The organism is Cardiobacterium sp. Marseille-Q4385 (assembly GCF_916618745.1).
Lineage (GTDB): Bacteria > Pseudomonadota > Gammaproteobacteria > Cardiobacteriales > Cardiobacteriaceae > Cardiobacterium.
Map to the genome: position 1 here is coordinate 186,413 of NZ_OU745373.1, position 24,955 is coordinate 211,367.

22 protein-coding genes and 1 pseudogene are annotated in these 24,955 nt (G+C 57.1%); 13 read left to right on the plus strand and 10 right to left on the minus strand.

The window, feature by feature from the left end:
* The first annotated feature begins 14 nt into the window (after window positions 1–14).
* From LG374_RS00930 to LG374_RS00940, 3 genes are all read left to right on the plus strand, one after another.
* Entirely contained in the window at window positions 15–1,004 is a 990-nt protein-coding gene (locus LG374_RS00930) for a virulence RhuM family protein (RefSeq protein ID WP_225755942.1), read from the plus strand.
* A gap of 218 nt (window positions 1,005–1,222) precedes the next feature.
* Window positions 1,223–2,392 (plus strand): restriction endonuclease subunit S, encoded by a 1,170-nt coding sequence (locus LG374_RS00935; RefSeq protein ID WP_225755943.1) that lies wholly within the window; start codon window positions 1,223–1,225, stop codon window positions 2,390–2,392.
* A 48-nt stretch (window positions 2,393–2,440) separates the two neighbouring features.
* Entirely contained in the window at window positions 2,441–4,051 is a 1,611-nt protein-coding gene (locus LG374_RS00940; RefSeq protein WP_225755944.1) for a class I SAM-dependent DNA methyltransferase, read from the plus strand.
* 341 nt (window positions 4,052–4,392) lie between these two features.
* On the opposite strand, the gene LG374_RS00945 is transcribed toward LG374_RS00940, so the two are convergent.
* Genes LG374_RS00945 through LG374_RS00955 form a run of 3 tightly spaced genes read right to left on the minus strand, consistent with a single transcriptional unit; the run spans window position 4,393 to window position 6,367 of the window.
* Window positions 4,393–5,286, minus strand: a complete 894-nt coding sequence (locus LG374_RS00945) for a tyrosine recombinase XerC (RefSeq protein WP_225755945.1) — start codon at window positions 5,284–5,286, stop codon at window positions 4,393–4,395.
* Window positions 5,283–6,107, minus strand: a complete 825-nt coding sequence (dapF, locus tag LG374_RS00950) for a diaminopimelate epimerase (RefSeq protein WP_225755946.1) — start codon at window positions 6,105–6,107, stop codon at window positions 5,283–5,285. The genes LG374_RS00945 and dapF overlap by 4 nt, the downstream gene beginning before the upstream one ends.
* Window positions 6,104–6,367 carry a GlsB/YeaQ/YmgE family stress response membrane protein gene (locus LG374_RS00955; RefSeq protein ID WP_225755947.1) on the minus strand — a complete coding sequence of 88 codons (264 nt, stop codon included), beginning with the start codon at window positions 6,365–6,367 and terminating at the stop codon, window positions 6,104–6,106. Before LG374_RS00955 ends, dapF begins: the two co-directional genes overlap by 4 nt.
* Before the next feature lie 163 nt (window positions 6,368–6,530).
* Between LG374_RS00955 and hemE the strand changes: the two genes are divergently transcribed.
* Together hemE and LG374_RS00965 are read left to right on the plus strand one after the other, a co-directional pair.
* On the plus strand, window positions 6,531–7,571 hold the full coding sequence (gene hemE / locus LG374_RS00960) for a uroporphyrinogen decarboxylase (protein WP_225755948.1): 1,041 nt from the start codon (window positions 6,531–6,533) through the stop codon (window positions 7,569–7,571).
* A 5-nt stretch (window positions 7,572–7,576) separates the two neighbouring features.
* Window positions 7,577–7,975: a tetratricopeptide repeat protein gene (locus LG374_RS00965; RefSeq protein WP_225755949.1), complete on the plus strand. Its 399-nt coding sequence runs from the start codon at window positions 7,577–7,579 to the stop codon at window positions 7,973–7,975.
* Window positions 7,976–8,104: 129 nt separating this feature from the next.
* On the opposite strand, the gene LG374_RS00970 is transcribed toward LG374_RS00965, so the two are convergent.
* The 3 genes from LG374_RS00970 to LG374_RS00980 form a co-directional block, all read right to left on the minus strand.
* Window positions 8,105–9,022, minus strand: coding sequence for a hypothetical protein (locus tag LG374_RS00970; RefSeq protein ID WP_225755950.1), 918 nt, complete (start codon window positions 9,020–9,022; stop codon window positions 8,105–8,107).
* Window positions 9,023–9,058: 36 nt separating this feature from the next.
* Entirely contained in the window at window positions 9,059–10,618 is a 1,560-nt protein-coding gene (locus LG374_RS00975; RefSeq protein ID WP_225755951.1) for a DUF4139 domain-containing protein, read from the minus strand.
* Window positions 10,619–10,752: 134 nt separating this feature from the next.
* Complete coding sequence (locus LG374_RS00980) at window positions 10,753–11,694, minus strand: D-2-hydroxyacid dehydrogenase (protein ID WP_225755952.1); 942 nt, start codon at window positions 11,692–11,694, stop codon at window positions 10,753–10,755.
* A 159-nt stretch (window positions 11,695–11,853) separates the two neighbouring features.
* Here LG374_RS00980 and LG374_RS00985 point away from each other — a divergent pair, with 159 nt between their 5' ends.
* From LG374_RS00985 to LG374_RS01015, 7 genes and pseudogenes are all read left to right on the plus strand, one after another.
* On the plus strand, window positions 11,854–13,368 hold the full coding sequence (locus LG374_RS00985; protein WP_225755953.1) for a polyamine aminopropyltransferase: 1,515 nt from the start codon (window positions 11,854–11,856) through the stop codon (window positions 13,366–13,368).
* Window positions 13,369–13,402: 34 nt separating this feature from the next.
* Entirely contained in the window at window positions 13,403–15,043 is a 1,641-nt protein-coding gene (locus LG374_RS00990; RefSeq protein ID WP_225755954.1) for an FAD-dependent oxidoreductase, read from the plus strand.
* Window positions 15,044–15,512: 469 nt separating this feature from the next.
* Window positions 15,513–16,553 carry a tRNA preQ1(34) S-adenosylmethionine ribosyltransferase-isomerase QueA gene (gene queA / locus LG374_RS00995; RefSeq protein WP_225755955.1) on the plus strand — a complete coding sequence of 347 codons (1,041 nt, stop codon included), beginning with the start codon at window positions 15,513–15,515 and terminating at the stop codon, window positions 16,551–16,553.
* Window positions 16,554–16,571: 18 nt separating this feature from the next.
* Window positions 16,572–17,051, plus strand: a complete 480-nt coding sequence (gene ybaK / locus LG374_RS01000; RefSeq protein WP_225755956.1) for a Cys-tRNA(Pro) deacylase — start codon at window positions 16,572–16,574, stop codon at window positions 17,049–17,051.
* A gap of 9 nt (window positions 17,052–17,060) precedes the next feature.
* On the plus strand, window positions 17,061–18,557 hold the full coding sequence (locus tag LG374_RS01005) for a YifB family Mg chelatase-like AAA ATPase (protein WP_225755957.1): 1,497 nt from the start codon (window positions 17,061–17,063) through the stop codon (window positions 18,555–18,557).
* Window positions 18,554–19,630: a DNA replication/repair protein RecF gene (gene recF, locus LG374_RS01010; protein WP_225755958.1), complete on the plus strand. Its 1,077-nt coding sequence runs from the start codon at window positions 18,554–18,556 to the stop codon at window positions 19,628–19,630. The genes LG374_RS01005 and recF overlap by 4 nt, the downstream gene beginning before the upstream one ends.
* A 146-nt stretch (window positions 19,631–19,776) precedes the next feature.
* Window positions 19,777–20,393, plus strand: a pseudogene (locus LG374_RS01015) (IS1595 family transposase).
* Window positions 20,394–20,588: 195 nt separating this feature from the next.
* Here LG374_RS01015 and LG374_RS01020 read toward each other — a convergent pair.
* From LG374_RS01020 to LG374_RS01035, 4 genes are all read right to left on the minus strand, one after another.
* Window positions 20,589–21,449 carry a hypothetical protein gene (locus tag LG374_RS01020; RefSeq protein ID WP_225755959.1) on the minus strand — a complete coding sequence of 287 codons (861 nt, stop codon included), beginning with the start codon at window positions 21,447–21,449 and terminating at the stop codon, window positions 20,589–20,591.
* Between the two features lie 530 nt (window positions 21,450–21,979).
* On the minus strand, window positions 21,980–23,140 hold the full coding sequence (gene ppk2, locus LG374_RS01025; protein ID WP_225755960.1) for a polyphosphate kinase 2: 1,161 nt from the start codon (window positions 23,138–23,140) through the stop codon (window positions 21,980–21,982).
* A gap of 9 nt (window positions 23,141–23,149) precedes the next feature.
* A complete protein-coding gene (locus LG374_RS01030; protein WP_225755961.1) occupies window positions 23,150–23,683 on the minus strand; it encodes a TIGR00645 family protein in 534 nt (177 codons plus the stop codon).
* A gap of 55 nt (window positions 23,684–23,738) precedes the next feature.
* Window positions 23,739–24,221 (minus strand): TlpA disulfide reductase family protein, encoded by a 483-nt coding sequence (locus LG374_RS01035; protein ID WP_225755962.1) that lies wholly within the window; start codon window positions 24,219–24,221, stop codon window positions 23,739–23,741.
* 189 nt (window positions 24,222–24,410) lie between these two features.
* On the opposite strand from LG374_RS01035, the gene LG374_RS01040 reads away from it, so the two are divergent.
* The gene (locus LG374_RS01040) at window positions 24,411–24,869 is read left to right on the plus strand and encodes a four-helix bundle copper-binding protein (protein WP_225755963.1); all 459 of its coding nucleotides are present in this window, start codon (window positions 24,411–24,413) and stop codon (window positions 24,867–24,869) included.
* Window positions 24,870–24,955 lie beyond the last annotated feature (86 nt).

A 24,955-nucleotide genomic window follows, 5' to 3' on the forward strand; every position in this document is an offset into this window, starting at 1 on the left:
AATACAGGAAAGCTATGCACAACAACGACATCATCATCTACACCACGGAAGACGGACTATCCGAATTTACCCTGCGCGAGCTTGACGGCGAACTATGGCTTACCCAAAAAGAAATTGCCGAACTCTACCAAACCAGCAAACAAAACATCGGTAAACACATCAAAGCCATATTTGCAGAACAAGAACTGGACGATTCAGTTGTAAACTTTCAGTTTACAACTGCCGCAGACGGCAAGAACTACCGCATGGGGCTTTATCCCCTCTCCCTAATCATCGCCGTCGGCTACCGCGTCCGCTCCACACGCGGTACACAATTCCGCCAATGGGCAACACGGACATTGGGCGAATACATCAGCAAAGGCTTTGTATTAAACGACGACCGCCTGAAAAACCCGCCTGTCGGGACAAACCGTGCCGAAGATCAGTTTGACCAGTTGCTCAACCGCATCAGGGACATCCGCAGCAGCGAACGGCGGATGTATCTGCGCGTGCGCGAAATATTCGCCATGGCGGCGGATTACCAGCCCAGCTTCAAAGAAACCACCCATTTTTTCAAAATCATACAAAACAAACTTCATTACGCCTGCACCCGCCATACCGCCCCTGAAATTATTTATCAAAGGGCGGATGCGGGGAAACCCAATATGGGTCTGACCCATTGGCGGGGCAAAGAAATCGCCAAAGCCGATATAACCGTTGCCAAAAACTACCTGAATGAAAAAGAAATCGATGCCCTCAACCGCATTGTTTCCATGTGGCTGGATTTTGCCGAAGACCAGGCAAGCATGAAAAAACAGATATTCCTGCAAGACTGGGCGGAAAAACTGGATGCCTTCCTCGCCTTCAATGACCGCCAAGTCTTACAAACGGCAGGGACAATCAGCAAAACGCAGGCAGACGAAAAAGCCCGCATCGAATACGAAAAATTTGCCGCCGCACGCAGACTGGAAAAAGAACGCGAGGGCGAACGCCATATTGCCGAACTGCTGAAACTGACAAAATAGCGGAGCAAAAATATGACTGACAGCATAAAAGGTAGAGGACGGAAATAGGTGTAGGTTGGGTTGCAAACTCAACAAAATCCATGAAATTGCTGCCCGAAAGGTCGTCTGAAAACGGACAGACGCGGTGCATAGGCTTGGGACAGAACACAAAAAGTGCGGTCGGATTTTGAAATGTTTTTTCAGACAGCCTTTAAATAATGTTTAGAGATGAAGTTGATATGAAAAGTTATACTCTCAAAGATGCCTGTTATATTACAACAGGAAAATTAGATGCTAATCAATCTATAAAAAATGGTATTTACCCATTTTTTACTTGTGCAGAATTTCCGGATGCGATTAATACCTATGCTTTTGATTGTGATGCTGTTTTAGTTGCAGGGAATAATGCTAGAGGAAATTTTCATGTTAATCGCTATAAAGGAAAATTTAATGCTTACCAAAGGACTTACGTATTAACATCAAAGGAAAACTTTGATATTGATTTCATTTTTTATAGTTTAAAACTAGAACTTAAAAGGCTAAAAGAGAAATCACAAGGATCACAAACAAAATTTCTTACTTTACCAATACTACAAAATATACATTTTTCTAGTATTTTAATAAATGAACAGAAATCCATCGCCACTGTCCTATCCGCTTTGGACAAAAAAATCGCCCTAAACAAACAAATCAACGCGCGCTTGGAAGAGATGGCGAAAATCCTGTACGACTACTGGTTTGTGCAGTTCGACTTCCCCGACGCTAACGGCAAGCCCTACAAATCCTCAGGCGGCGAAATGGTGTTTGACGAAACCTTGAAACGGGAAATTCCAAAGGGTTGGGAGGTGAAGAGTTTATGGAAAATAGCGAAGTATTTTAACGGATTAGCTTTGCAAAAATATCGTCCTGAAAATGAACTCGATGATTTTTTGCCAGTTATTAAAATTAGAGAAATGAATGAAGGTGTTTCTTCAAATACTGAAAGAGCAAAAACAAATATCCCAAAAGAAGCAATTATTGATGATGGGGATATTTTATTTTCTTGGTCTGCGACTTTAGAAATCAAAATTTGGTCTCAAGGCAAAGGGGCTTTAAATCAACATATTTTTAAAGTAACTTCTTCCGAATATCCAAAATACTTTTTTTATTTTGAATTATTAAACTATTTGAAGCATTTTAAAATGATTGCTGATTTAAGAAAAACGACGATGGGACATATTACTCAAGACCATTTAAAACAAGCATATATTTGTATTCCTTCTCAATCATCGTTGGAAAATTTGGAAAGAATAGTTACTCCTATTTTTCAAAAAATGCTAATAACCCAAAAGCAAAACTACCACCTGACCCAACTACGCGATTTCCTACTGCCCATGCTGATGAACGGGCAGGTATCCGTGGCGGAATAAGCCGGATTCAAGAATCCGACCTACAAGATGAAACAAACGAGATAAAAAATGACCGAACAACACTTTACCGAACAAACCAAATCCCTAATCAAGAGCTTAAAAACCACCTGCGCCGACTATGGCTTAGGCAACGATGGCAACGAGTTCAAAATCATCAGTCAGGCGTTTTTGTATAAATTCTTAAATGACAAATACGATTTTGAAGTTAAACAAATTCGCAAAGAAAATCCCGACGAGCCAATCGAGTTCGTTAATATGGATATTGAGGGAAAAACCGCCATTTTAAAGCCTGAACATTCCATCAAGTATTTGTCCGAGCGACAAAACGGCGCGGACTTTGCCAAACTCTTTGACGATACGCTGACCGATATTGCCGCTTGTAATGCGGAGTTGTTTTCGGTGAAAACCGAAGGCGGGGCAAAAATCGTGTTGTTCGAGCGTATCAGTCAGTACATTACCGATGAAGGTCGCCGCGACGATTTTTGCCGCGCACTGATTTCCAAGCTGGCAGGTTTTAGTTTCGAGGCGATTTTTGCGCAAAAATTCGACTTTTTCGCCACGATTTTTGAATACCTGATTAAAGACTACAACAGCAATTCGGGCGGCAAATACGCCGAATACTACACGCCGCATGCGGTGGCGCGGATTATGGCGGATATTTTGGTGCCGGAGGAGGTGCGCGGGCAAATCCGTAGCGTGGACGTTTACGACCCCTCCGCTGGTTCGGGAACGCTGCTGATGAATGTCGCCCATGCCATCGGTGAAGACAAATGTATGATTTATACGCAGGATATTTCGCAAAAATCATCCAATCTTTTGCGGCTGAATCTGATTTTGAATAATCTGGTGCATTCGCTGAATAATGTGGTTCAAGGCAATACGATTTTGTCGCCTGCCCATAAAGATGCTTCAGGTCGTCTGAAAAAATTTGATTTCATCGTTTCCAATCCGCCGTTTAAATTGGATTTCAGCGATTTTCGCGAGCAATTGGAAGGCGAGGAAAACCGCGAACGCTTTTTTGCCGGTATCCCAAAAATCAAGGCAAAAGATACGGATAAGATGGAAATCTACCAGCTTTTTATCCAGCATATCTTGTTTAGCCTGAAAGAAAAGGGCAAAGCAGCGATTGTATTGCCAACGGGCTTTATTACCGCCCAATCGGGCATCGATAAAAAAATCCGCGAACATTTAGTGGAAAACAAAATGCTCGCCGGCGTGGTTTCCATGCCTTCCAATATTTTCGCCACCACGGGAACCAACGTTTCCATCCTGTTTATCGATAAAGCCAATAAAGACAACGTGGTATTAATCGACGCATCGGGCTTGGGCGAAAAAATCAAAGACGGCAAAAACCAAAAAACCGTACTCTCCCGCGCAGAAGAACAAAAAATCTGCAATACTTTCACGCACAAACAGGCAGTAGAAGATTTCAGCGTGGTGGTCAGCTACGATGAAATTAAAGCCAAAAACTACAGCCTGTCGGCGGGGCAGTATTTCGAGGTGAAGATAGATTATGTGGATATATCCGCCGATGAATTTGCGCAAAAAATGGCGGAATTTTCGGCGGATTTGGACAAGCTCTTTTTTGAATCTGCCGAATTGGAACGGGAAATCAAGGATAAATTGCAAAGACTGCAATTCAACGGTGATTATTCATAGTGTCTCTGTATCCGCATGGATAGTCACCATGGCAAATGCCATTTGGAGATCTATTTTATTGTTATGGGTTTTACCCATCCCCTTACATATATCTTTTACAGTCGTTGCAGAGGATTGATACGGTGTTGGCCCGTCAAGCGGCGTAAATACTGGGCTCACCAATCGGCGTAAATACTGGGCTCACCAAGCGGGATAAATCCTGGTTTTTTATCCCCCCTTCCGGCCTTCGGCCACCTTCCCCCGCAAGCGGGGGAAGGGATTTTTCCGTGCAAAATTTGAGATTGGCAACGCGTCAAGCGGCATTAGTACTGGGCTCGGCAAAGGAAAGGCGCAGCTTTGCTTCATTCTTTTGCTGTTTTCTTCTTCGCGCGCGGGTGGTGGGCGTCGTAGGTTTTGATAAGGGTCTGCGTGTTGAGGTGGGTATAGATTTGTGTGGTGGCGAGATTTTTATGGCCAAGCATTTCTTGCACGGCGCGGATGTCGCCTGAGGATTGCAGGATGTGGGTGGCGAAGGTGTGGCGCAGGGTGTGTGGGTGGATGTTGATGTCGATTTTGTCGTAGGCGTAGGCTTTAAGACGCAGGGCAATGCCGCGTTCGCTGATGCGGGTGCCGTTTTTATTGAGAAAGAGCGCGGTTTCTTCCGGCTTTTTTTGCAGGCTGCCGCGCACCGCGCGCCAGCGCGCCAATGCTTCCCGCGCTTTGCTGCCAATAAAGACGAGGCGTTCGACGCCGCCTTTGCCGCGCACGATGGTGTGGCCGTTTGCTTCGGGCAGGTCGGCGTTCAGCGCGGCGAGTTCGGCGAGGCGCAGGCCGGCCGAGTAGAAGAGTTCAAGGATGGCATGGTCGCGCAGCTTGAGCGGGTCACTGTCTTCCGGCGGCGTAAGCAGGGCGGTGATTTGTTCGGGGGTAAGGACTTCCGGTAGTGGGCGTTTGCTTTTGCGCGGCAGTTTGAGGTGGGTGCTGGGGTCGTCAGCGAGGCCGCGCTGGCGGTGCAGCCAGCCGTAGTAGCCACGCAGGGCGGCGCGGTGCTGGTTCAGGGTCGCGGCGCTGTACTTGTGCTCTTTGGTGAGGCGGAGGAGGTAGTCTTTCAGGGTTTGCGCGTCCAGCGCGCGCAGGTTTTCTTCCGGGAAGGCGGCGGCGAATTGCAGCAGCAGGCGGCGGTAGGTGGCAATGGTCTGCGCGGCGGCGGCGCGTTCGTAGCGCAGGTAGGCGAGGTAGTCGTCAAGGTCGCTCATGCGAGTTCGCCGTGATACACGGTGGCGGCGGGGCCGCTCATGGTGAGTTGGGCGTTATCATCCGGCCAGGCGATGCGCAGTTCACCGCGCGTAAGGCGGACGGTCACGTCGCAATCCAGCAGGCCGCGTTTGATACCAACGGCAACAGCCGCACAGGCACCGGTACCGCAAGCCTGGGTTTCGCCCGCGCCGCGTTCGTACACGCGCAGGCGGATGTGACGGCGGTCGTCGATTTGCATGAAGCCGACGTTGACGGCAGCGGGGAAAAGGGGGTGGGTTTGCAGCGCAGCGCCGACGGCGGCAACGGGCGCAGTCGCTACGTCGTCCACAACGCAAACAGCATGTGGGTTGCCCATGCTGACGATGCCGAGTTGCAGGTCATGCCCGGCGACGCTCACATGCTGATGCAGGCAATCGCGCTGCGCGGCGGTGAACGGGGTGAAATCCGGCACGCCCATATCCACGCGGTAGTTGTCGCCGCTGTCGCGGGCGATAGCGATGCTGCCGCGCTTGATGGCGACGCGGACTGGGCGGTCAAGCGGGTGCAGGCCGTGGTCGTGCAGGTATTTGCCGAAGCAACGCGCGCCGTTGCCGCAGTGCTCGACTTCGCCGCCGTCGGCGTTGTAGATGCGGTAGGCGAAGTCGTGTGCGGCATCGGGCGCGGGTTCGATGATCAATAGTTGGTCGAAGCCGATGCCGCTGTGGCGGTCGGCCAGCGCGAGGATTTTCTCGCGCGGCCAGTCGAAGGGTTCATGCAGGGCATTCAGCACGATAAAGTCGTTACCGAGGCCGTGCATTTTGCTGAAAGTGCGGATGCTCATCGGTTCGACACCAGGCGCAGCAAGGCGAGTATCAGGATGGCGCCGAGGACGGAGGCGATGAATCCCGCCGGTTGACCAAGGCGGTACAGGCCGAGCTCTCGCCCAATCAGCCCGGCAGCGACGGCGCCGGCGATGCCGAGACCTGTCGTCAATACGCAGCCGAAGTTGTCACGCCCCGGCATCAGCGCGCGGGCAATCAGGCCGATAAAGAAGCCGATAGCAATCATGTACAGCAGGTTTTGGTTGAGATGGATAGTCATGTGTTGTTGCTCCTGTGATACAAATCAGCGGGGCGCACTATAACCACAAGCCGCCGCCCATTCCAAACCCGCCGCTCGCCCGCATTCCCCGCTTGCCGCGCCAATAGCCAGCAGCAAGGGCGCGCTATACAATGTTGCCGTCTGTCCATAGTAAGGAAAAATCATGCAAAACGACCTGCTGCTCCGCGTCCTCAGAGGCGAACCCGTCCCCCGCACCCCCGTCTGGATGATGCGCCAGGCCGGGCGCTACCTGCCCGAATACCGCGCCACGCGCGAGCAGGCCGGCGATTTCATGACAATGTGCCAGACGCCGGAGCTTGCCTGCGAGGTGACGCTGCAACCGCTGGAACGCTTCCGCCTTGACGCCGCCATTCTTTTTTCCGACATCCTCACCATCCCTGATGCGATGGGGCTTGGCCTGAACTTTATCCCCGGCGAGGGGCCGACTTTCAACCACCCCATCGAAAGCGCTGCCGATGTGGCTGCACTCGGTATCCCCGACATGGAACGCGAACTCCGCTACGTCATGGATGCGGTGCGCCTCATCCGTCACGAGCTGGACGGGCGCGTGCCGCTCATCGGCTTCAGCGGCAGCCCGTGGACGCTCGCCACCTACATGATTGAAGGCGGAGCCAGCCGCGATTTCGCCCGCGCCAAAGCCATGCTCTACCACGAACCGCGCACCCTGCACCAGTTGCTCGACAAACTCGCTACCGCCGTCACCGCTTATCTGATCGCGCAGATTGAAGCGGGCGTGCAGGCGGTCATGCTGTTTGACACCTGGGGCGGCGTTCTCGCCTGGCCGGCATACCGCGACTACTCGCTCGCCTATATGCAGCGCATCATCACCGCCATCGGCGACAAAGTCCCGCTCATCCTTTTCACCAAAGGCGGCGGACAATGGCTGCCGATGATGAAAGACAGCGGCGCAGCAGCCATCGGCTTGGACTGGACGGCATCATTAGGCGCTGCCCGCACCATCCTTGGCGATAACATCGCGCTGCAAGGCAACCTCGATCCGGCCATTCTGCGCGCCGAGCCCGCCGTTATCGAAAACGAAGTGCGCCGCGTGCTCGCTGACTACGGCTACGGCCACCGCCACATCTTCAACCTCGGCCACGGCATCACCCCGGATATCCCGCCGGAGCACGCAGCGGCGATGATTGAGGCGGTGCATAAATACAGTCCGCCGTATCACAAATAAGCGCTATGACCACACCGCCGCTGACTGCCCTCAACGACAACGAAAAAGAGACTCTGCGCGCCGCCGCTACCACCGCCTACGAACAGGGGGACTACGCCACCGCCCGCGAAATAAACGCCCGCCTTGCCGAAGCAGGCGATGCCCTCGGCCAATACAACCTCGGTGTGCTCCATAGCGAAGGACGGGGCGTGCCGCAGAACTACACGCAGGCCCGCGACTGGTACGAACGGGCGGCAGAACAGGGCGACGCCAAAGCACAAACCAACCTCGGCGTGTTCTATGCCGATGGACGCAGCGGAACACAGGACTACGCTCTGGCCCGCCTGTGGTGGGAAAAAGCCGCTGCTCAGGGCGATGCCAACGCCCAAATCGCCCTGCAAATGCTGGACGACTTGGGCGCATAGATGCCTGCACATCCCGCTTGACGGATCCAGTAACGACATCGCTTGATGGGTCAGCAGCCACGCCGCTTGACGCGCGTCCAAACCGGAAACACGCCAAGCGGGATGGGTGCAGGTTACCGTCGCTTTTTGTCAGTAGTGGCTTTTTGCATATTGCCGCCAGCCATACATCATCTTCATGGCAAAGATTATGAAGATCGGGCATGTGAAATAAAGGCCAAAGCGTTCCAGCCATGCGTTTACGCTGATCATGGACAGGACATTAAGCTCTAAAGGAAATAGTGTGCACATAAGTGTGGCACCAATGAACATAAATATTAAAGGTATTGTCAGAAAGAAACACCACAATACATGTTTATGGTTTCCCAATTCGCGGGGATTAATTTTTCCCGGATTGATGGCGTCCATGCCCAGTCCATCGATCATATTGCCAAGCACTTTGTAATAACACGCAACAATGACGGGAAATGTCATCATGCGGAAGAAAGAGAAAAGCAGGGCGGCATTGCTGAATAAAGAGCGTAAAAACGCATCGCCATCAGGGAAAACTCTTTTCAGCGGATTGTCGCTTCCAACAATAATCGTAATAATGCCCCACTTGTTATTATTGGAAAGTGTATCTGCATTATCCCACATCCAGTTGATGATGGCATCGGCCCAAAATGGACGCCAGACAAGCTGTAGTTTATGCAGCCACGCTTCTATGAAGAAGAGTTCGAAGATGTAAATGCAAAATATCGTGACTAGGGCATACATTTGCGCATGAGTCAGCGGCGCATCGCCATTGCGATAGTCTTCTTCATCTATGGTGCCATCCTGCAAGGAAAAGCCAAAGTTTTTGTTGTAGTAATGCGCGAAGAAGAAAATCAGTTTATAAATGGCCAATAGCCAGAGGAAATTGATGAACAAGTTGAGTTGCAGATTTTTTGCCCAAGGAATGGCAAAAAGGATTATTGCCAATAATAGAAATAAGGCCAATACGAGTGCGCAAAGAAAGAGGTGTACCTCAAAGCGGACAGATGTCCCGGTATTTTGTTCTGGCTCAATCATAACGGTATTTTCAATGATTGGAACGATGCGGCAGCCTCACTCAATGCCGATAAGTTTTTTCCCTTCGGGATAGTGGATGTCGTAGCCGTTTTCCACGCGCAGGCTGTCGCCGTGGGCAAGGTTTTTTTCCCAGAGGACGATGCCTTTGACATTCTCGACGTTTTCGGCATCCGGTTTGGGGGAGAATTTGGCCTCCACGCTGACGTCGGGCTGGGTTGATAGTGGCAAGCGGGCGTAGAGGCGGACGTTACGCGCGGTTTTGCCGTGATTGGTCAGGGTAACGGTCTGGCGGCGTTCGAGGCGGTCGCGCAGGATGAGGCCGTTGCCGACGTGGCCGGGCGGCACGCTGTAAGCGACGTCGATATGCGGGTCTTCGCCGAAGCTCATGATTTGCCGGCTATTGGCGTTCATCGGGCGGTCGAGACGCTGGTTGCCGATGCGGTTACCGTCGCGGAAGAAGCTGGCGTTGCCGGGGTAGAAGCCGTGTCCGTCCGGCTGCTGCCATTCGGCGACGAGCAGGGCCTTGCTCGTAACCCAGGCGTAAGCGGCGCTGTAGAGTTTGGTGTGGCTGCGGTTTTGCCAGTAGGTGAGTTGGTAGCGATCGCGCGAGCTGGCCAGGCTATGTTTGCCGGGGATTTTGACGGCGAAATCAACGCCGGAGATGGAGACGTCATCCGTCGCCACCTTGTCGTTTGTGCCGCTCTTGGCTGTTTTAACAGGCAGGCCGCCCTTGTTGAGCAGGGCGGTGTTGGCGGAGAAGGGGGCGTTATCGCCGACGATTGAGGTCACGGTGCGGTCGGCGATAGCGACAGTGGTACTTTGCAGGGCGGGCTGTTCGCGGTAATCGGGCGGGGCGAAGGAGAGGGCGATGTCGCTGTTCTGCCAGTCCAGTCCGCTTTGTTGCACGACTTGCGCGTAGGCACGGATGTCGAGGGTACCGCTGTCGCTGTTCAGGCTGAATTCGCTGTAGGGCTGCCAGTAGGCTTTTTTGGTGTGCTCGCGCAGGGTCAGGGTAACTTCGCCGCTGCGGTCGCTGTAAATGTCGAAGATGCCTGCATACTGGCGGCTGTCGCGGCCTTTGTTCTGCCAGGCGAGTTGTTCCTGCAATTTTTTCAGTTCGTCCTGCTGTTCGCGCTCGGTACTCAGCAGTTTTTCGCGCACGCGCGCCAAGGCGTCCAGCTGGCGCTGGACGTTATCAACGGTGCTGTTCTGGTTTTGCAGTCGCTGAATGAGGGCGCGGCTCATGTCGCGGTTGTCTTCGATGGTCTGGCGGGTGATGGTCAGCGCCTGTTCGGCGGCATCGGCCTGTTTCAATAGCGGGTCGCTGGTATCCGGTGCCGGCAGTGGCCGCATACCCTGCCCGGTGAGGCGAGCGCCTTCGATGCTGAGGGAGACGTCGGCGATGTTGTCGCCGAGCAGCGGCGAGACGATCAGGCGGTGCGCGCCGTGTTTGACGGTCACTCGCGCTTCGCGGACGAGTTCGGCTTCATTGCTGTACAAACGCGCGGTGACGACCGGCGCGTCCAATTCGTAATCTTCAGTGTGCGCAACGCTTATCGCAGCAGCCGCCAGCCAAGCGGCTATCCATAGGCGCATTAGGGATTCTCCTTTGTAAAACGCGCGCCATGATAGCAGAGAAGGTTTCTATTTTTTCATTTTCCAGCAACATTTCGATACCCGACAACGCAGCCGGGGCACTGCCCTGGCTACGATTCTTAAAGAACAGGGGTTCAACTGCCGTTGATAAATGCGCTCACCTGCGCCATGAGGATGCGCCACAATTCCTGCTGCGCGCCGACGCTGGCCCAGGCGTTGTGCGGGGTGTAGATGACGCGTGGATGCTGGCGCAGACTGAGCAGCGGTTCGTCGGCGGGCGGCGGTTCTTCGGCGAAGACGTCGCTGGCATAGCCGAGGATTTTGCCGCTGTTCAGGGCTTCGACCACGGCAGCGGCATCGGCGACGGGGCCGCGTGCCATGTTGAGGATAAGCGGGGTGCGCTCGCACAGCGCCAGGGTTTCAGCGTTGATGAGGTGATGGGAGGCGTCGTTAAGCGGGCAATGCAGGGTGATGATGTCGGATGTGGCAAACACTTCGTCAAACGGCGTGTATTCGGACGAACGCGGCGCGGCGTGGCGGCGCTCCGCCCAGAGGACGTGCATGCCAAAGACGCGCGCAATCTCGGTGACGCGTTTGCCGATATTGCCGACACCGACGATGCCGAGCGTTTTGCCGCGCAGGTCGAGGATGGGCAGTTCGTTCAGGCAGAAGCGGCCATCGCGCTGCCAGTCGCCGCTGATCACCGCCTGATGGTAAGGCAGAAGGCCGCGCATCGCTGCCAGCATCATGGCGAAGGTGTGCTCCGGCACAGTGGTGGTCGAGTAACCGGCAACGTTGTAGAGCTTGACGCCGTGTTCCTCGCAGGCGGCGGCATCGACGTTATTAACTCCGGTCGCGGTAATCTGGATGAGGCGCAGCTCAGGGAGCTGGGCGAGGATCTCGCGCGTCATCAACACCTTGTTGGTGATGGCAATTTGCGCGCCTTGCAGACGGGCGACGACGGTCGCGGTGTCGTTTACCGTGGCATCGAACACTTGCCAGTCCGTCACACCGGCGGGGGCGGGTAGGTCGATGGTCGGCGAAAAGGTGTTGCGGTCAAGGAATACGGCTTTCATGGTGGCTCCTGTTCTGGTTCGGGGATGGGGGTACACTTTCCGCAGCACTATGCGCAAAAACGTGATTACTGCTGAGGAAACCTGTGAACACGTGAGTATCTTAACGCCTGCGCCGCCGCGACGAAACGCCGCGGCCGCTTCCCCGCTATAATTTGCCGCATGAACGCCCACCGCACCCTCATCATCTCCGTCTTCATCGTCGCCAGTTGTGGCCTCGCCTACGAACTCATCATGGCGGCGCTCGCCAGTTACCTCCTCGGCGACAGCATCCTGCAATTCTCCAGCATCATCGGCCTATACCTCTTCGCGATGGGCATCGGCGCGCACCTCACCCGCTACATCAAAGACGAAGACGCGCTTGTCCGCTTCATCGAAATCGAGCTGCTGGTCGGCATCGTCGGCGGCCTTTCCGCGCTCGCCCTCTTTGTCGCTTTCGGCCTCGCTGCCGCGCCGTTCCGCAGCCTGCTGTACGCCTTTGTGCTGATTACCGGCATCATCGTCGGCATGGAAATCCCGCTGGTGATGCGCGTGTTGCACCGCGAACAGGCTGCCTTTGCCGACCTCGTCGCGCGCGTACTCACCTTCGACTACCTCGGCGCGCTCGCCGTCTCCCTGCTCTTCCCGCTCGTCCTCGCGCCGCGCCTTGGCATGGCGCGCTCGGCGCTGCTCTTTGGCCTCCTGAACGCCGCCGTCGCCTTGCTCACCGCGCGTATCTTCCGCGCACAACTGCCGTGTTACCCCGCGCTGCGCCGCCGCGCCCTGCTCGTCCTCGCCGCGCTTGCCGCCGCCTTCGTCTATGCCGACCGTATCACCTTCCACGCCGAGCAGAGCTACTTCGGCGATCCCATCGTGTACGAGCGGCACACGCCCTACCAGCGCCTCGTTATCACCCGCTGGAAGGACGACACCCGCCTTTACCTCAACGGCAACCTGCAATTCTCCTCGCGCGACGAAGCGCGCTACCACGAAGCGCTGGTTCTGCCCGCGATGCAGATGGCGGCGCGCGCCGAACGCGTCCTCATCCTCGGCGGCGGTGACGGCCTTGCCGCGCGCGAAGTGCTGAAATACCCGCAAGTGCAAAGCCTGACCCTGGTTGATCTCGATGCCGAGATGACGCAAACCTTTGCCAGCTCGGCGACGCTGACCGCGCTGAACGGCGGCGCACTCACGCACCCGAAAACGCGCGTCATCAACGCCGATGCCGCGCAATGGCTGGAAGAAAGTAGCGAGCAGTTTGACGTCATCCTCATCGACCTGCCCGATCCATCCAACTTCTCGCTGGGCAAACTCTATTCCGTGCCGATGTACCGCCAGGTGGCGCGGCACCTTGCGGACGGCGGCCTCATCGTCGTGCAATCCACCTCGCCCTATTTCGCACCAAACGCCTACTGGTCGGTAGTCGCCACCCTGGAAGCGGCGGGGCTCGCCACCGCGCCGTACCACGTCTATGTGCCGTCCTTCGGCGAATGGGGTTTTGTCCTCGCGGGCAAAGGGGCGACATTCCCCGTGCCGGAACGCTTCGACGTGCCGACGCGTTACCTCACTGCGGCCACGGCGGCGGAAATGTTCCGCTTCCCGCCGGACATGGCACGGCGCGACGTCGAGCCGAATTACCTCAACACGCAAATCCTCGTCCACTACTTCGAGGAAGACTGGCGCGACGTGCAACGCTGAAGCGCACCACGCCACAACTCATCCCCACCTTCCCATGAAACCCGCCCGCCGCCGCTTCCTCGCCGCCACCGCCGCTATCGGCGCCGCTGCTGCCACCTCGCGCCACCTTTATTCCCGCCTCAACCCGCCGCCGGCGTTGCGCGTGAACCGCGTCGGCCTGCCGCTTGGCCACCTGCTGCGTGACGGCGCGCTCACCCATTCTGCCCCGCAAAGCACGCACGACTGCGACACCCTCATCCTCGGCAGCGGCGCGGCAGCGCTGTCCGCGCTGTGGCAACTCACCCGCCACGGCGCGCGCGACATCCTCCTCGCCGAAGGTATCGAACGCGATGGCAACAACGCCGCCTACCAAAACGGCGACCTGCTTGCGCCCAGCGGCGCGCACTACCTCGCCCTGCCCTCGGCGGAAAGCCATGAACTGCGCGCCATGCTCGCCGACCTCGGCATCCTCGAAGACGCAAGCGATCCCGCCCGCCCGCGTTACCGCGAGACCGACCTCGTCCACGCCCCCAGCGAGCGTCTCTATTACCAAAACCGCTGGCAGGACGAACTGCTGCCGCAGGAAGACGACGACAGTCGCCGCTTCCACGCCCTCATCCGCCGCCTGCAACACGCGCGTGGCCGCGACGGGCGCAAAACCTTCGCCATCCCTATCGTCCGCTCCAGCGAGGACAGCGACTGGCGCGCCCTCGACCAGCTCACTTTTGCCGACTGGCTCACGCACGAAAACTACCGCTCGCCGACCCTGCTGTGGTACCTCGACTACTGCTGCCGCGACGATTACGGCCACGGCATCGATACCGTCTCCGCCTACGCCGGCCTGCACTACTTCGCCGCGCGCGGCCACGACGGCAACGCCGTCCTTACCTGGCCGGACGGCCTCGCCCACCTCTCCCGCCTGCTGCGCGAGAAAAGCGGCCTGCACCACCTCGCCGCCCTGCCCTCCGGGCCCGTGTTGCGCTTCGCCCAGCCTGCTGCCTGGAACGCCAGCGCCATCCGCATTCAGGAACACGCCGGGCACGTTGAAGTCCACCTGCGCGATAACGACAGCGGCACCGTCCACCGCCTCCGCGCCCGCCACGTCATCAGTGCCATGCCGCTTCACATCGCCGCCCGCCTCGTCGCCGAACCCGCCCGCTACGGCCTTGACGGCAGCGGCCTCTACGCGCCGTGGCTCATCAGCAACTTCGCCCTGCACCAATTCCCGCACGAGCCCGACGAACAGCCGCTGGCCTGGGATAACGTCCTCTACGGCAGCCCGGCGCTGGGCTACATCGCGGGCAGTAACCAAAGTATCCGCGTCGCCAAACCACCGCGCGTCCTCTTCACCGCTTACCGCGCCCTCGCCCACGACAGCCCGCCGGCGGTGCGGCAGTGGCTGTTGACCGCGCCGGATGACGAATTACTCGCCTATGCCGCCGCCGACCTGCACGCCGTGTATGGCCGCCACTTCTGGCGTCTGGTGGACAGCGTGGACATCACCGTGCGCGCCCACGCCATGCGCATCCCCCTGCCCGGCTACCTCGATGACACACAACTGCGCGCCCTGCGCACACACCGCTCGCGCCTGCACTTCGCGCATAGCGACCTGAGCGGCTACTCCGTCTTTGAAGAAGCAGCATACTGGGGCATCACCGCCGCACAACAAGTGCTGGCAGCACCGCGCGAGATATGACTTGCCTTGCACTCCCGCTTGGCGGAACCAGCATTTACGCCGCTTGGGACGAAATCCCTTCCCCCGCTTGCGGGAGAAGGTGGCCGGAGGCCGGAAGGGGGAAAATAAAAATCCGGCACTGACACCGCTCAGCAAGCCCAGTATTTACGCCGCTTGGCACGAAATCCCTTCCCCCGCTTGCGGGGAAAGGTGGCCGGAAGGGGAGAAAATAAAAATTCAGCACTGACACCGCTCAGCAAGCCCAGCATTTACGCCGCTTGGCACGAAATCCCTTCCCCCGCTTGCGGGAGAAGGTGGCCGGAGGCCGGAAGGGGGGAAAATAAAAATCCGGCACTGACACCGCTCAGCAAGCCCAGTATTTACGCCGCTTGACGGAGCCAGTGTTTACCCCCGCTTGGCGTATTTACGAAGACGTTGCCAAAACTCCCGCCCGGCACAACAATACCGCCTTTCCCCATCCTCTATCGTCATGACCTACCACAAATCCGATTTCCACTACGACCTGCCCGATGAACGCATCGCCCGCTATCCGCTGCCCGAGCGCAGCGCGGCGCGGATGCTCGTCGCCCGCGTCTTGGATGCCGATACCGTCGAACTCGGCGACCGCCAAGTGCGCGATCTGCCCGACTACCTCGATCCCGCCGACTTACTCGTTTTTAACAACACCCGCGTCCTCCCCGCCCGTCTCTACGGCCACAAAGCCAGCGGCGGCAAAATCGAAATCCTCATCGAGCGCCTGAAAAGCCCGCATGAAGCCAGCGCCTACATCCGCGCCTCGAAAAGCCCGCAGGCGGGCAGCACCCTCCACGTCGGCAACGCCACCCTCCGCGTCGGCGACCGTGATGACGCCCTTTTTACCCTGTACAGCGACGACACGCCGTGGCAGGAACTCCTCGCCGCGCACGGCGAAATGCCTATCCCGCCCTACCTCGAACGGCGCGCGCAAGATAGCGACAGCGAGCGCTACCAGACCGTGTACGCCAAACACAGCGGCGCCGTCGCCGCCCCCACCGCCGGACTGCACTTCGATGAAGCCCTGCTTGCTGCCATCGCCGCGCGTGGCGTGCAGCGCGCCGAAATCACCCTGCACGTCGGCGCGGGCACCTTCCAGCCGGTGCGCCACGAAAACCTCGCCGAGCACATCATGCACGAAGAATGGCTCACCGTTGGCGAAGACGTAGTAGATGCCGTCGCCGCCTGCCGCGCCCGCGGTGGCCGCGTGATCGCCGTCGGCACCACCGCCCTGCGCGCCCTGGAAAGTGCGGCGGCGGGCGGCAGCCTCGCGCCATACACCGGCGACACCCGCCTCTTTATCACCCCCGGCTACCGCTTCCGCGTTGTCAATGCCCTCTTCACCAACTTCCACCTGCCCGAATCCACCCTGCTGATGCTGGTCAGCGCCTTTGCCGGCTACGACAACATCCGCCGCGCCTACCAGCACGCCATCGCCCACGACTACCGCTTTTACAGCTACGGCGATGCCATGTTCCTGCCCAAACGCCTGGATTAACCCTTTTCGAGACCCGCCATGTCCAAAGAAAAATACCCCGTCACCCCCGCCATCCGCCAACTGCGCGAACACCACATCGCCTACGAGCCGCACATCTTCACCTACGAAGAGCACGGCGGCACTGCGCAGACCGCTGCCGAGCTTGGCATCCCCGAACACCAGGTCATCAAGACCATCGTCCTTATTGATGACAGCCATCACGGCCTTATCGTGCTCATGCACGGCGACCGCGAAATCTCGACGCGCAACCTCGCACGCCAGCTCGGCAAAAAACACATCGAACCAGCAGAAGCCAACCAGGCACATAAATGGACAGGCTACCTCTTCGGCGGCACCTCGCCCTTCGGCTGCAAAACTGCGCTGCCGGTGTACGTCGAAGAAAGCATCTACGCGCTGGAGAGCCTCTGCATCAACGGCGGCAAACGCGGCTTTCAGGTCATCATCACCCCGCAAGACCTCGCCATCCTCAACCCGCAGACCGTCAACGTCGCTGTTTAACCGCTGCCTATGACCCTCGCCACCGTTTACACCCGCGCCCCCCTCAGCATGCACGCGCCGCTGGTGCGCGTCGAAGTCCACCTCGCGGGCGGCCTGCCGGCCATGACCCTGGTCGGCCTGCCGGAAAAAGCCGTCAAAGAAAGCAAAGACCGCGTCCGTGCCGCCATCATCAACAGCGGCTTCGAATTCCCCTCCAAACACATCACCATCAACCTCGCCCCGGCGGAACTGCCGAAAGATGGCGCCAGATACGACCTCGCCATCGCCCTCGGCATCCTCATCGCTTCCGACCAACTGCCCGCCGACGACATCGCCCAATACGAATTTCACGGCGAACTCGCCCTCAGCGGCGCACTGCGCCCCGTCGGCGGCATCCTGCCCTGCGCACTCGCCGCCACGGACGCGCACCGCCGCATCATCACCGCGCCGGACAACCACCACGAAGCCGCGCTCGTCGCCGCCGAAAACGTCCACAGCGCGGAAAGCCTCGCCGAAATCGCCGCCGTCCTGCACCGCCGCCAGGACTGGCCACCGCCACCACCACCGCCCATCCGCCCGCCGCGCAGCTATCCCGATTACGCCGACGTCATCGGCCAGCACCAAGCCAAACGCGCCCTGCTCGTCGCCGCCAGCGGCGGCCACCACGTCCTGATGAGCGGCCCGCCCGGCACCGGCAAATCCATGCTGGCGCAACGCTTCCCCGGCATCCTACCGCCGATGGACGAACGCGAAGCCATCGAAAGCGCCGCCGTGCGCTCGCTGGCGGGCAGCTTCAGCCCCGCCGACTGGCGTATCCGCCCCTACCGCGCCCCGCACCACAGCAGCTCATCCAGCGCCCTCGTCGGCGGTGGCACCATCCCCCGTCCTGGCGAAATCAGCCTCGCCCACCACGGCGTCCTTTTCTTGGACGAACTGCCCGAATACGACCGCCGCGTCCTCGAAATGCTGCGCGAACCGCTGGAAAACGGCCACATCACCATCAGCCGCGCCGCGATGAAAAGCGACTTCCCCGCCCGCTTCCAGCTCATCGCTGCCATGAACCCCTGCCCCTGCGGCTACCACGGCGACCCCGAACGCGCCTGCAGCGACACCCCCGACCAAATCGCGCGCTACCGCCAGAAAATCTCCGGCCCGCTGCTCGACCGTATCGACATCCACCTCACCGTCGCCCGCCTCACCCCGGCACAACTGCGCGAACAACAACAAGCCCACCCCGAAACCAGCGCCGACCTGCGCGCCCAAAGCACTGCCGCGCGCCGCATCCAGCTCGAACGCCAGGGACGGCCCAACGCCGCCCTTAACGGCAGCCTGCTGGAACGCCACCTGCACGCCGAAGCGGACGTATTGCCGCTCCTCGACCGCGCCGCCGAACGCATGCACCTCTCCATGCGCAGCTACCAGCGCATCCTCAAAGTCGCGCGCAGCATCGCCGACCTCGCCGCCAGCCCAACCGTGAGCCGCCAACACCTCGCCGAAGCCCTGCAATACCGGGGCGGCAGCGTATGAGCCGCATCCGCCAACTGCGCCTGGATGGCATCCGCAACCTCGTCACCGCCACCCTCGACCTGCACCCACGCTGCACCCTCATCAGCGGCGACAACGGTAGCGGCAAAACCGCCCTGCTCGAAGCCCTCTACCTCCTGGGGCGCGGCAAAAGCTTCCGCGAAAACCAGACCCGCCACCTCATCAACCACGACAAACCGCACCTGCGCCTCATCGCCCGCATCGAGCGCGACGGGCACGAACACCTGCTCGGCATCGAAAAAAGCGCGCGAGAACACCGCCTGCGCCTCGACGGCGAAAACCTCAAAACCCTGAGTGATCTTGCCGCCCTCACCCCAAACCAAATACTCAACAGCGACAACTTCGCCCTCATCGACCAAGGCCCGGAACACCGCCGCCGCTACCTCGACTACGGCCTCTACTACCACAACCCCGCCTTCCTCCCCGACTGGCAGCGCTACAACTACGCCCTGAAAAACCGCAACGCCGCGCTGCGGCAAAACTGGCGCGCCGCCGATCTCGCGCCCTGGAACCACATCCTTGGCGAAACCGGCAGCCGCATCGACACCTACCGCCGCGCCTACCTCGCCGCCCTCGAACAGGCACTCAATACCTACCACGCCGAACTCGGCGGCCTTGACCCCATCCACATCCACTACCAGCGCGGCTGGACAGGCGACGACCTCACCGCGCAACTCACCGCCAACAACGAACGCGACAGCCAGCTCAAACACACCCGCGACGGCATCCACCGCGCCGACATCCGCTTCCACGCAGACGGACGCGACATCGCGCACCACTACTCGCGTGGCCAGCAAAAGACCCTTATCTGCGCCCTCATCCTCGCACAGACCCGCCTGATTACCATCGACAACGGCAGCCACCCCGTTATCCTCATCGACGACATCGCCGCCGAACTTGACCGCCGCCGCCAGCACATGCTGCTAAACTTCCTTGCCGACAGCGGCGCACAGCTCTACATCACCCACATCGACGGCGACCTGCCACTGCCGGACACCCTCGCCGACCACCAGCACCTGCACATCGACGCAGGCCACATCACGGAAAAACCGTAGCCGCGCCGCTACCCGATAATGCCTGCCGGCGGCCACCCTAACGGGACAGCGCCAAGCAGGCATTAGGTGTCATCTTGGTAAGCAGAGAAGCCTTTAGATAAAAAGAAAGGGGCTGTACTGATTAGCAGATATGTTACCCTCCGAAAATGAAGATAACGCACTGCAAATTAAAGAAAAAAGTACAGAAAGAACTACTCCGTTTTTTGTGCTAGAAGTTACTGCACGTTCCGCCGCTGATATTTTGGGTATCCATCCCAATTCGGCAGTCCTGTTCTACCGCAAAATCCGTATGGTCATCAGCCATCGTTTGACCTTGGCTGCCGATGAAGTTTTCGATGGTTCTGTCGAATTGGACGAAAGCTATTTCGGCGGACATCGCAAGGGCAGACGTGGTCGCGGTGCGGCAGGAAAAGTTGTTGTCTTCGGCATTCTGAAACGCAACGGACGGGTCTATACAGTTGTCGTAGATAATGTCAAATCTGAAAGCTTACTACCTGTTATCAAGAAGAAAATCATGCCTGACAGTATTGTTTATACAGGCAGCCTGAGCAGTTATGACAAACTGGATGTGAGCGGTTTTATCCATCACCGCATCAACCATTCCAAAGCGTTTGCCGAGCGCCAGAATCATATCAACGGCATTGAAAATTTTTGGAACCAGGCGAAGCGTGTACTGCGCAAATACAACGGCATTGACCGCAAATCTTTCCCGCTGTTCTTGAAAGAATGTGAATTTCGGTTTAACTTCGGTACGCCGTCCTAGCAGCTTAAAATCCTGCGGGATTAGTGTGAAATTTAGGGCTAATCTAGTACAGCCCCAAATTATTCTTGCTGTAGGAGAGTTATATAAAATTCCTGCAATATTCAGATACTCTATCCTCACCGAGTAATATGCGATAGTTGTTGAACATATCTTTAATGTCTTATACTGTCATTTCCATTATTATCTCCTATAGAATTAATGTGTTAAAGTGGATGAGACGCTAAGTACAAAATAAAATTGACTATTGCTATTCCATCCATTACCTCTTTCAAAAAAACGAATATGCTTGTAACGGATTCCTTTATAAGACTCAATAGGTTTCTCTCTATCGATCCAAACATAGGGAGCCCTAAATAGCGGTAATATATGACCACTTTTTATAGGGTCAATATGTCCGTTAGACCTTATGTCGATAAAGTATTTATCTAAAATGGGAGAGGGATTAAAAAATTTATCTTGACCTTCAACTCTAATAGACATAGAGCTATTAGATGGAATATAATATATTAAAAATTTATAATTATTTTTTGGGAGAATATTAGATATATATATTGTACTTATGTCATTGATTCCCCAATGTTCTGGTAATTTTTTATAAAGTTTTGTTTTTTCTCCTTCTTTTTCTATGTCAAACTCCCAAGGGTCTATGATAGATAGTGGTATTCTGCCATGAGTCTCCCAATATGAGATTCCATGAAAGTAGCAGGTTATATTGTCATGATTATAAAAATCTCGTCCTTTATTCTGTGCATTTTTGGCGAAGAAAAACATATTTTCAATCAATTGTTCCCTGGTTTGTGCAGGTGAGATGCCCTTCGGACATTCATGCAGTGTTTTTGCATCCGCTTCCGGTGAATGTCGCCCGCTGGTAGGTTTTTTGTCTGGTGCGGATACGCCATCCGATACGCGACTCTTTGCCATATTTCCTGACAAATCTACTGCTTTTACAGCTTCTTCTGCTTGCGCGTTATCACATACGGCAAGTATGGCGATGGTGGCGAACCCTACGGCAAGAAGCAGCGGCTTGCGGGTGGTCTTGGTCGGTTGGTTTGTCATGTGGTGTCCTTAGATATTTGTCTTTCAAGAGCACAACGTGTTGTTATGTGGGTTTTGTGTTGCTTTTTGGGAAACTGTACGGCTCCGTTGCGGCTCTTGTAAAGAGTTTGCCATGTGCGTTTTGGCGCATTTGTGGCAAAGCTCACGGGGTGTCTTTGCTGCGGCTTTTGTCGCGTGCGGAAGTTGCCGAAAAGCGGGAAGCCGACGCTGACGAGATGGTCATCGCCGCACGGCACAGATACGCGATTTCTGCGTTGCGGAGTACGCTTTGGACTGTTCTTCGGGCGGTCGTCCATATCATCGCGGTTGAGCCATTTAGACGGTCTTGCAGCTGACGCCGCAGCGGCGCGCGAGTTCGCTGATGTTGGCATCTGGCTTACGGGCGAAGGTAACGAGTTCTGTGCGTTGTTTTCTTTCACGGTTTGGGTTCTCCAAGGCATGGGTTCTCCGTCGGTTGGGGCGGGCAAAGTGTTGCCCATGTCTTCGCACATAAGAAAAACCCCGCCGCAGCGGGGTTCTTTTTGGGTTCATCAGCCGAGATCCATCGCCGAACGCGGATGGCTGGGGTCCAGGCCGGTTTCGTACATCGCTCCGGCGCGCACGACGAGGAGCGGATCAATCGCGCCGATTTGTGCGTTGTCTTTTTCGTCATAGGGCACGCGGTGCAGGACGTAGCGCATCGCGTTCAGCCGCGCCCGTTTTTTGCAGTTGGATTTGACCACAATCCACGGGCTTTCCGCCGTGTCGGTGTGGAAGAACATCGCTTCTTTCGCGGCGGTGTAGTCCTCCCATTTATCGACCGAGGCTTTATCCATCGGGCTAAGTTTCCATTGTTTGAGCGGGTGTGCTTCGCGCTCTTTGAAGCGGCGGCGCTGTTCGTCCTGGCTGACGGAGAACCAGAATTTGATGAGGATGATGCCGCTTCGGACCAGGTTGCGCTCGAAGTCGGGCACTTCGCGCATGAATTCGTCGTATTCAGCGTCGGTGCAGAAGCCCATGACGCGCTCAACCCCGGCGCGGTTGTACCAGGAGCGGTCGAAAAGGACGATTTCCCCTTTCGTCGGCAGGTGCTTGATGTAGCGCTGGAAGTACCATTGTCCCTGTTCTTCCGAGGTCGGTTTTTCGAGGGCGACCACGCGGGCGCCACGCGGGTTCATGTGCTCCATGAAGCGCTTGATGGTGCCGCCTTTGCCCGCCGCATCGCGGCCTTCAAAGAGGATGACGACGCGCTGCCCGGTTTCTTTCACCCATTTTTGCAGTTTGAGCAGCTCGACTTGCAGGTGGTATTTCTGCTTTTCGTAGTTTTTGCGGCTCATGCGGTTTTTGTACGGATAGACGCCTTCGCGCCAGCCTTCGACCAGTTCGTCATCGGCGCGCACGGCGGTCGCCGGCGGCTGTGTGCTGCTGTGTTTCTGGAACAGCGCCTGCACCCGCGCGAGTTCATCCGGCGAGAAGCTGGCGAGAACGGTGTCGAGGTAGCTACCCGGCGCACCGACGCGGCCATCGGCGATGTCGCGCAGGATGATGTCGCTCAAGGCTTCGGCGTGGTGATCTTCGGCGCGCTGCATTTTGGTGCTGATTTCGTGGGCTTCGACTTGCGGCGCGGGAGCCTTGTTGATGGGTTCGATATCGATGACGACGTCTTCGCTCGGTTTCTTGCGGCGCACGGGGGCTTTTTTCACGGTTGTCATGGGGTGTCCTTAGTGATGAGGTTGGGCGGCGTGGTGGTTGCTGTTGATGATTTTGTCAGTGTAAGCCATCGCCAGCGCCGAGAGCAGGAAGGTGAGGTGCAAAAGGATTTGCCACTGGATTTTCTCCGCCGGTATCGCGCTGGCGTTGATAAAGGTTTGCAGCAGGTGGATGGAAGAGATGCTGATAATCGCCATCGAGAGTTTGACTTTGAGCACCGAGGCGTTGACGTGGTCCAGCCATTCCGGCTGGTCAGGGTGGTTGTCGGTGTTGAGGCGCGAGACGAAGGTTTCGTAGCCGCCGACGATGACCATCAGCAGGAGGTTGGCGATCATCACCACGTCGATGAGGTTAAGGACCGCAAGCATGATGGCGTTTTCATCCATGACGCCGAGGTTGACGATGAGGTGCCACAGCGCTTTCAAAAATTTCCAGGCGTAAATCATCTGCACGACGATCAGGCCGAGGTAAATCGGCAACTGTATCCAGCGGCTGGCGAAAATGATGCGGGCGATGGGGTTGGGGTGGGAAGGCACCGGGTTCATGGTTTCTCCTGAAAAAGCGGGCATCGTACGGGATTTGCCGAGTGAGACAAAGGCATCAGCGGGCACTAAACCAGCGTTGCAGATCGGCGGTATCCAGCATCCCCGCCTTGCGTTCGAGAATCTGGCCGTCGCGGCCAATCAGATAATTGGTCGGTGTGCCGTTGACGCGGTAACGCTCCGCCGTCACCCCCATCTGGTCGGCGGCAAGCGGCAGCGTCAGGCCGCGCTGCGTGGCCAGTGCTTGCAGGGTCTTGCCATCTGCGCCATCAATATTGACCGCGAGCACGTCCACCGCCTGCGGACGCGCCGCCTGCAAATCCTGAATCTCGCGCAATTCCTTGATGCACATGCCGCAGGTCGCCGACCAGAAATTCAGAATCAGCGGCCGCTCGGCCTGCGTGGGCAAGGACACCACTTCATCATGCGGCCCCAGCGCGAGAATCGGCGGCGCGGGCTGGCCCGTTTCCGCTTTCGCGACCTCTTCCTGCCCGCAGGCGGCAAGCAGGAACGCGCAACACAACATCCAGACAGATTTCATAACCTAAACCTCAATAAAAACGTAAACCTTAATAAAAAAGTGGCAGGCACATTAGGGAAACGGAAGATAAACGTCAACCGCCATCGATACCTACATTTTGACGAATAAAATTGAGAGAACAGGGGGACGCCGTTATACTGCGCCGCCCCAAAAACGGGGACTTATTCCAACATCATTCCGGAGAACAACATGGAACGCAGAACATTCATCGGCGCCGCTGCCGCCACCCTCGCCCTCTCTGCCGCCGCGACCGCCGCTGCCGAAGAACACACCCACGCTCACGCTCATGCCCACGGCGCCGCTGCTGCCACCGGCAAAGTTAACGAAGACCTGCTCAAAGCTACCGCTGCCTGTCTTGCTGCTGGCCGCGTCTGCCTCAACCACTGCATCAACCAGCTTGCCGCCGGCGACAAAACCATGGAAGCCTGCGCCAAAGCCGTCAACCAAATGCTGGCCTTGTGCGATGCGACCAACAACCTCGCCGCCCAAAACGCCCCCCTGCTGGCTGCCGTCGCCAAACAATGCGCCGAAGCCTGCAAGCAATGCGCCGAGGCCTGCAAAGAACACGCTGATCACCACGCCGAGTGCAAGGCCTGCCACGAAGCCTGCCTCGAATGTGCTGACGCTTGCAACAAAGCAGCCGCTTGAGCATCAAGCAGCACCCAAAACCCACCGTCAGGCGGGTTTTTTCTTGCCGGATGTTCACGGCCACAAGACGCCCGCGCAGCAGAACA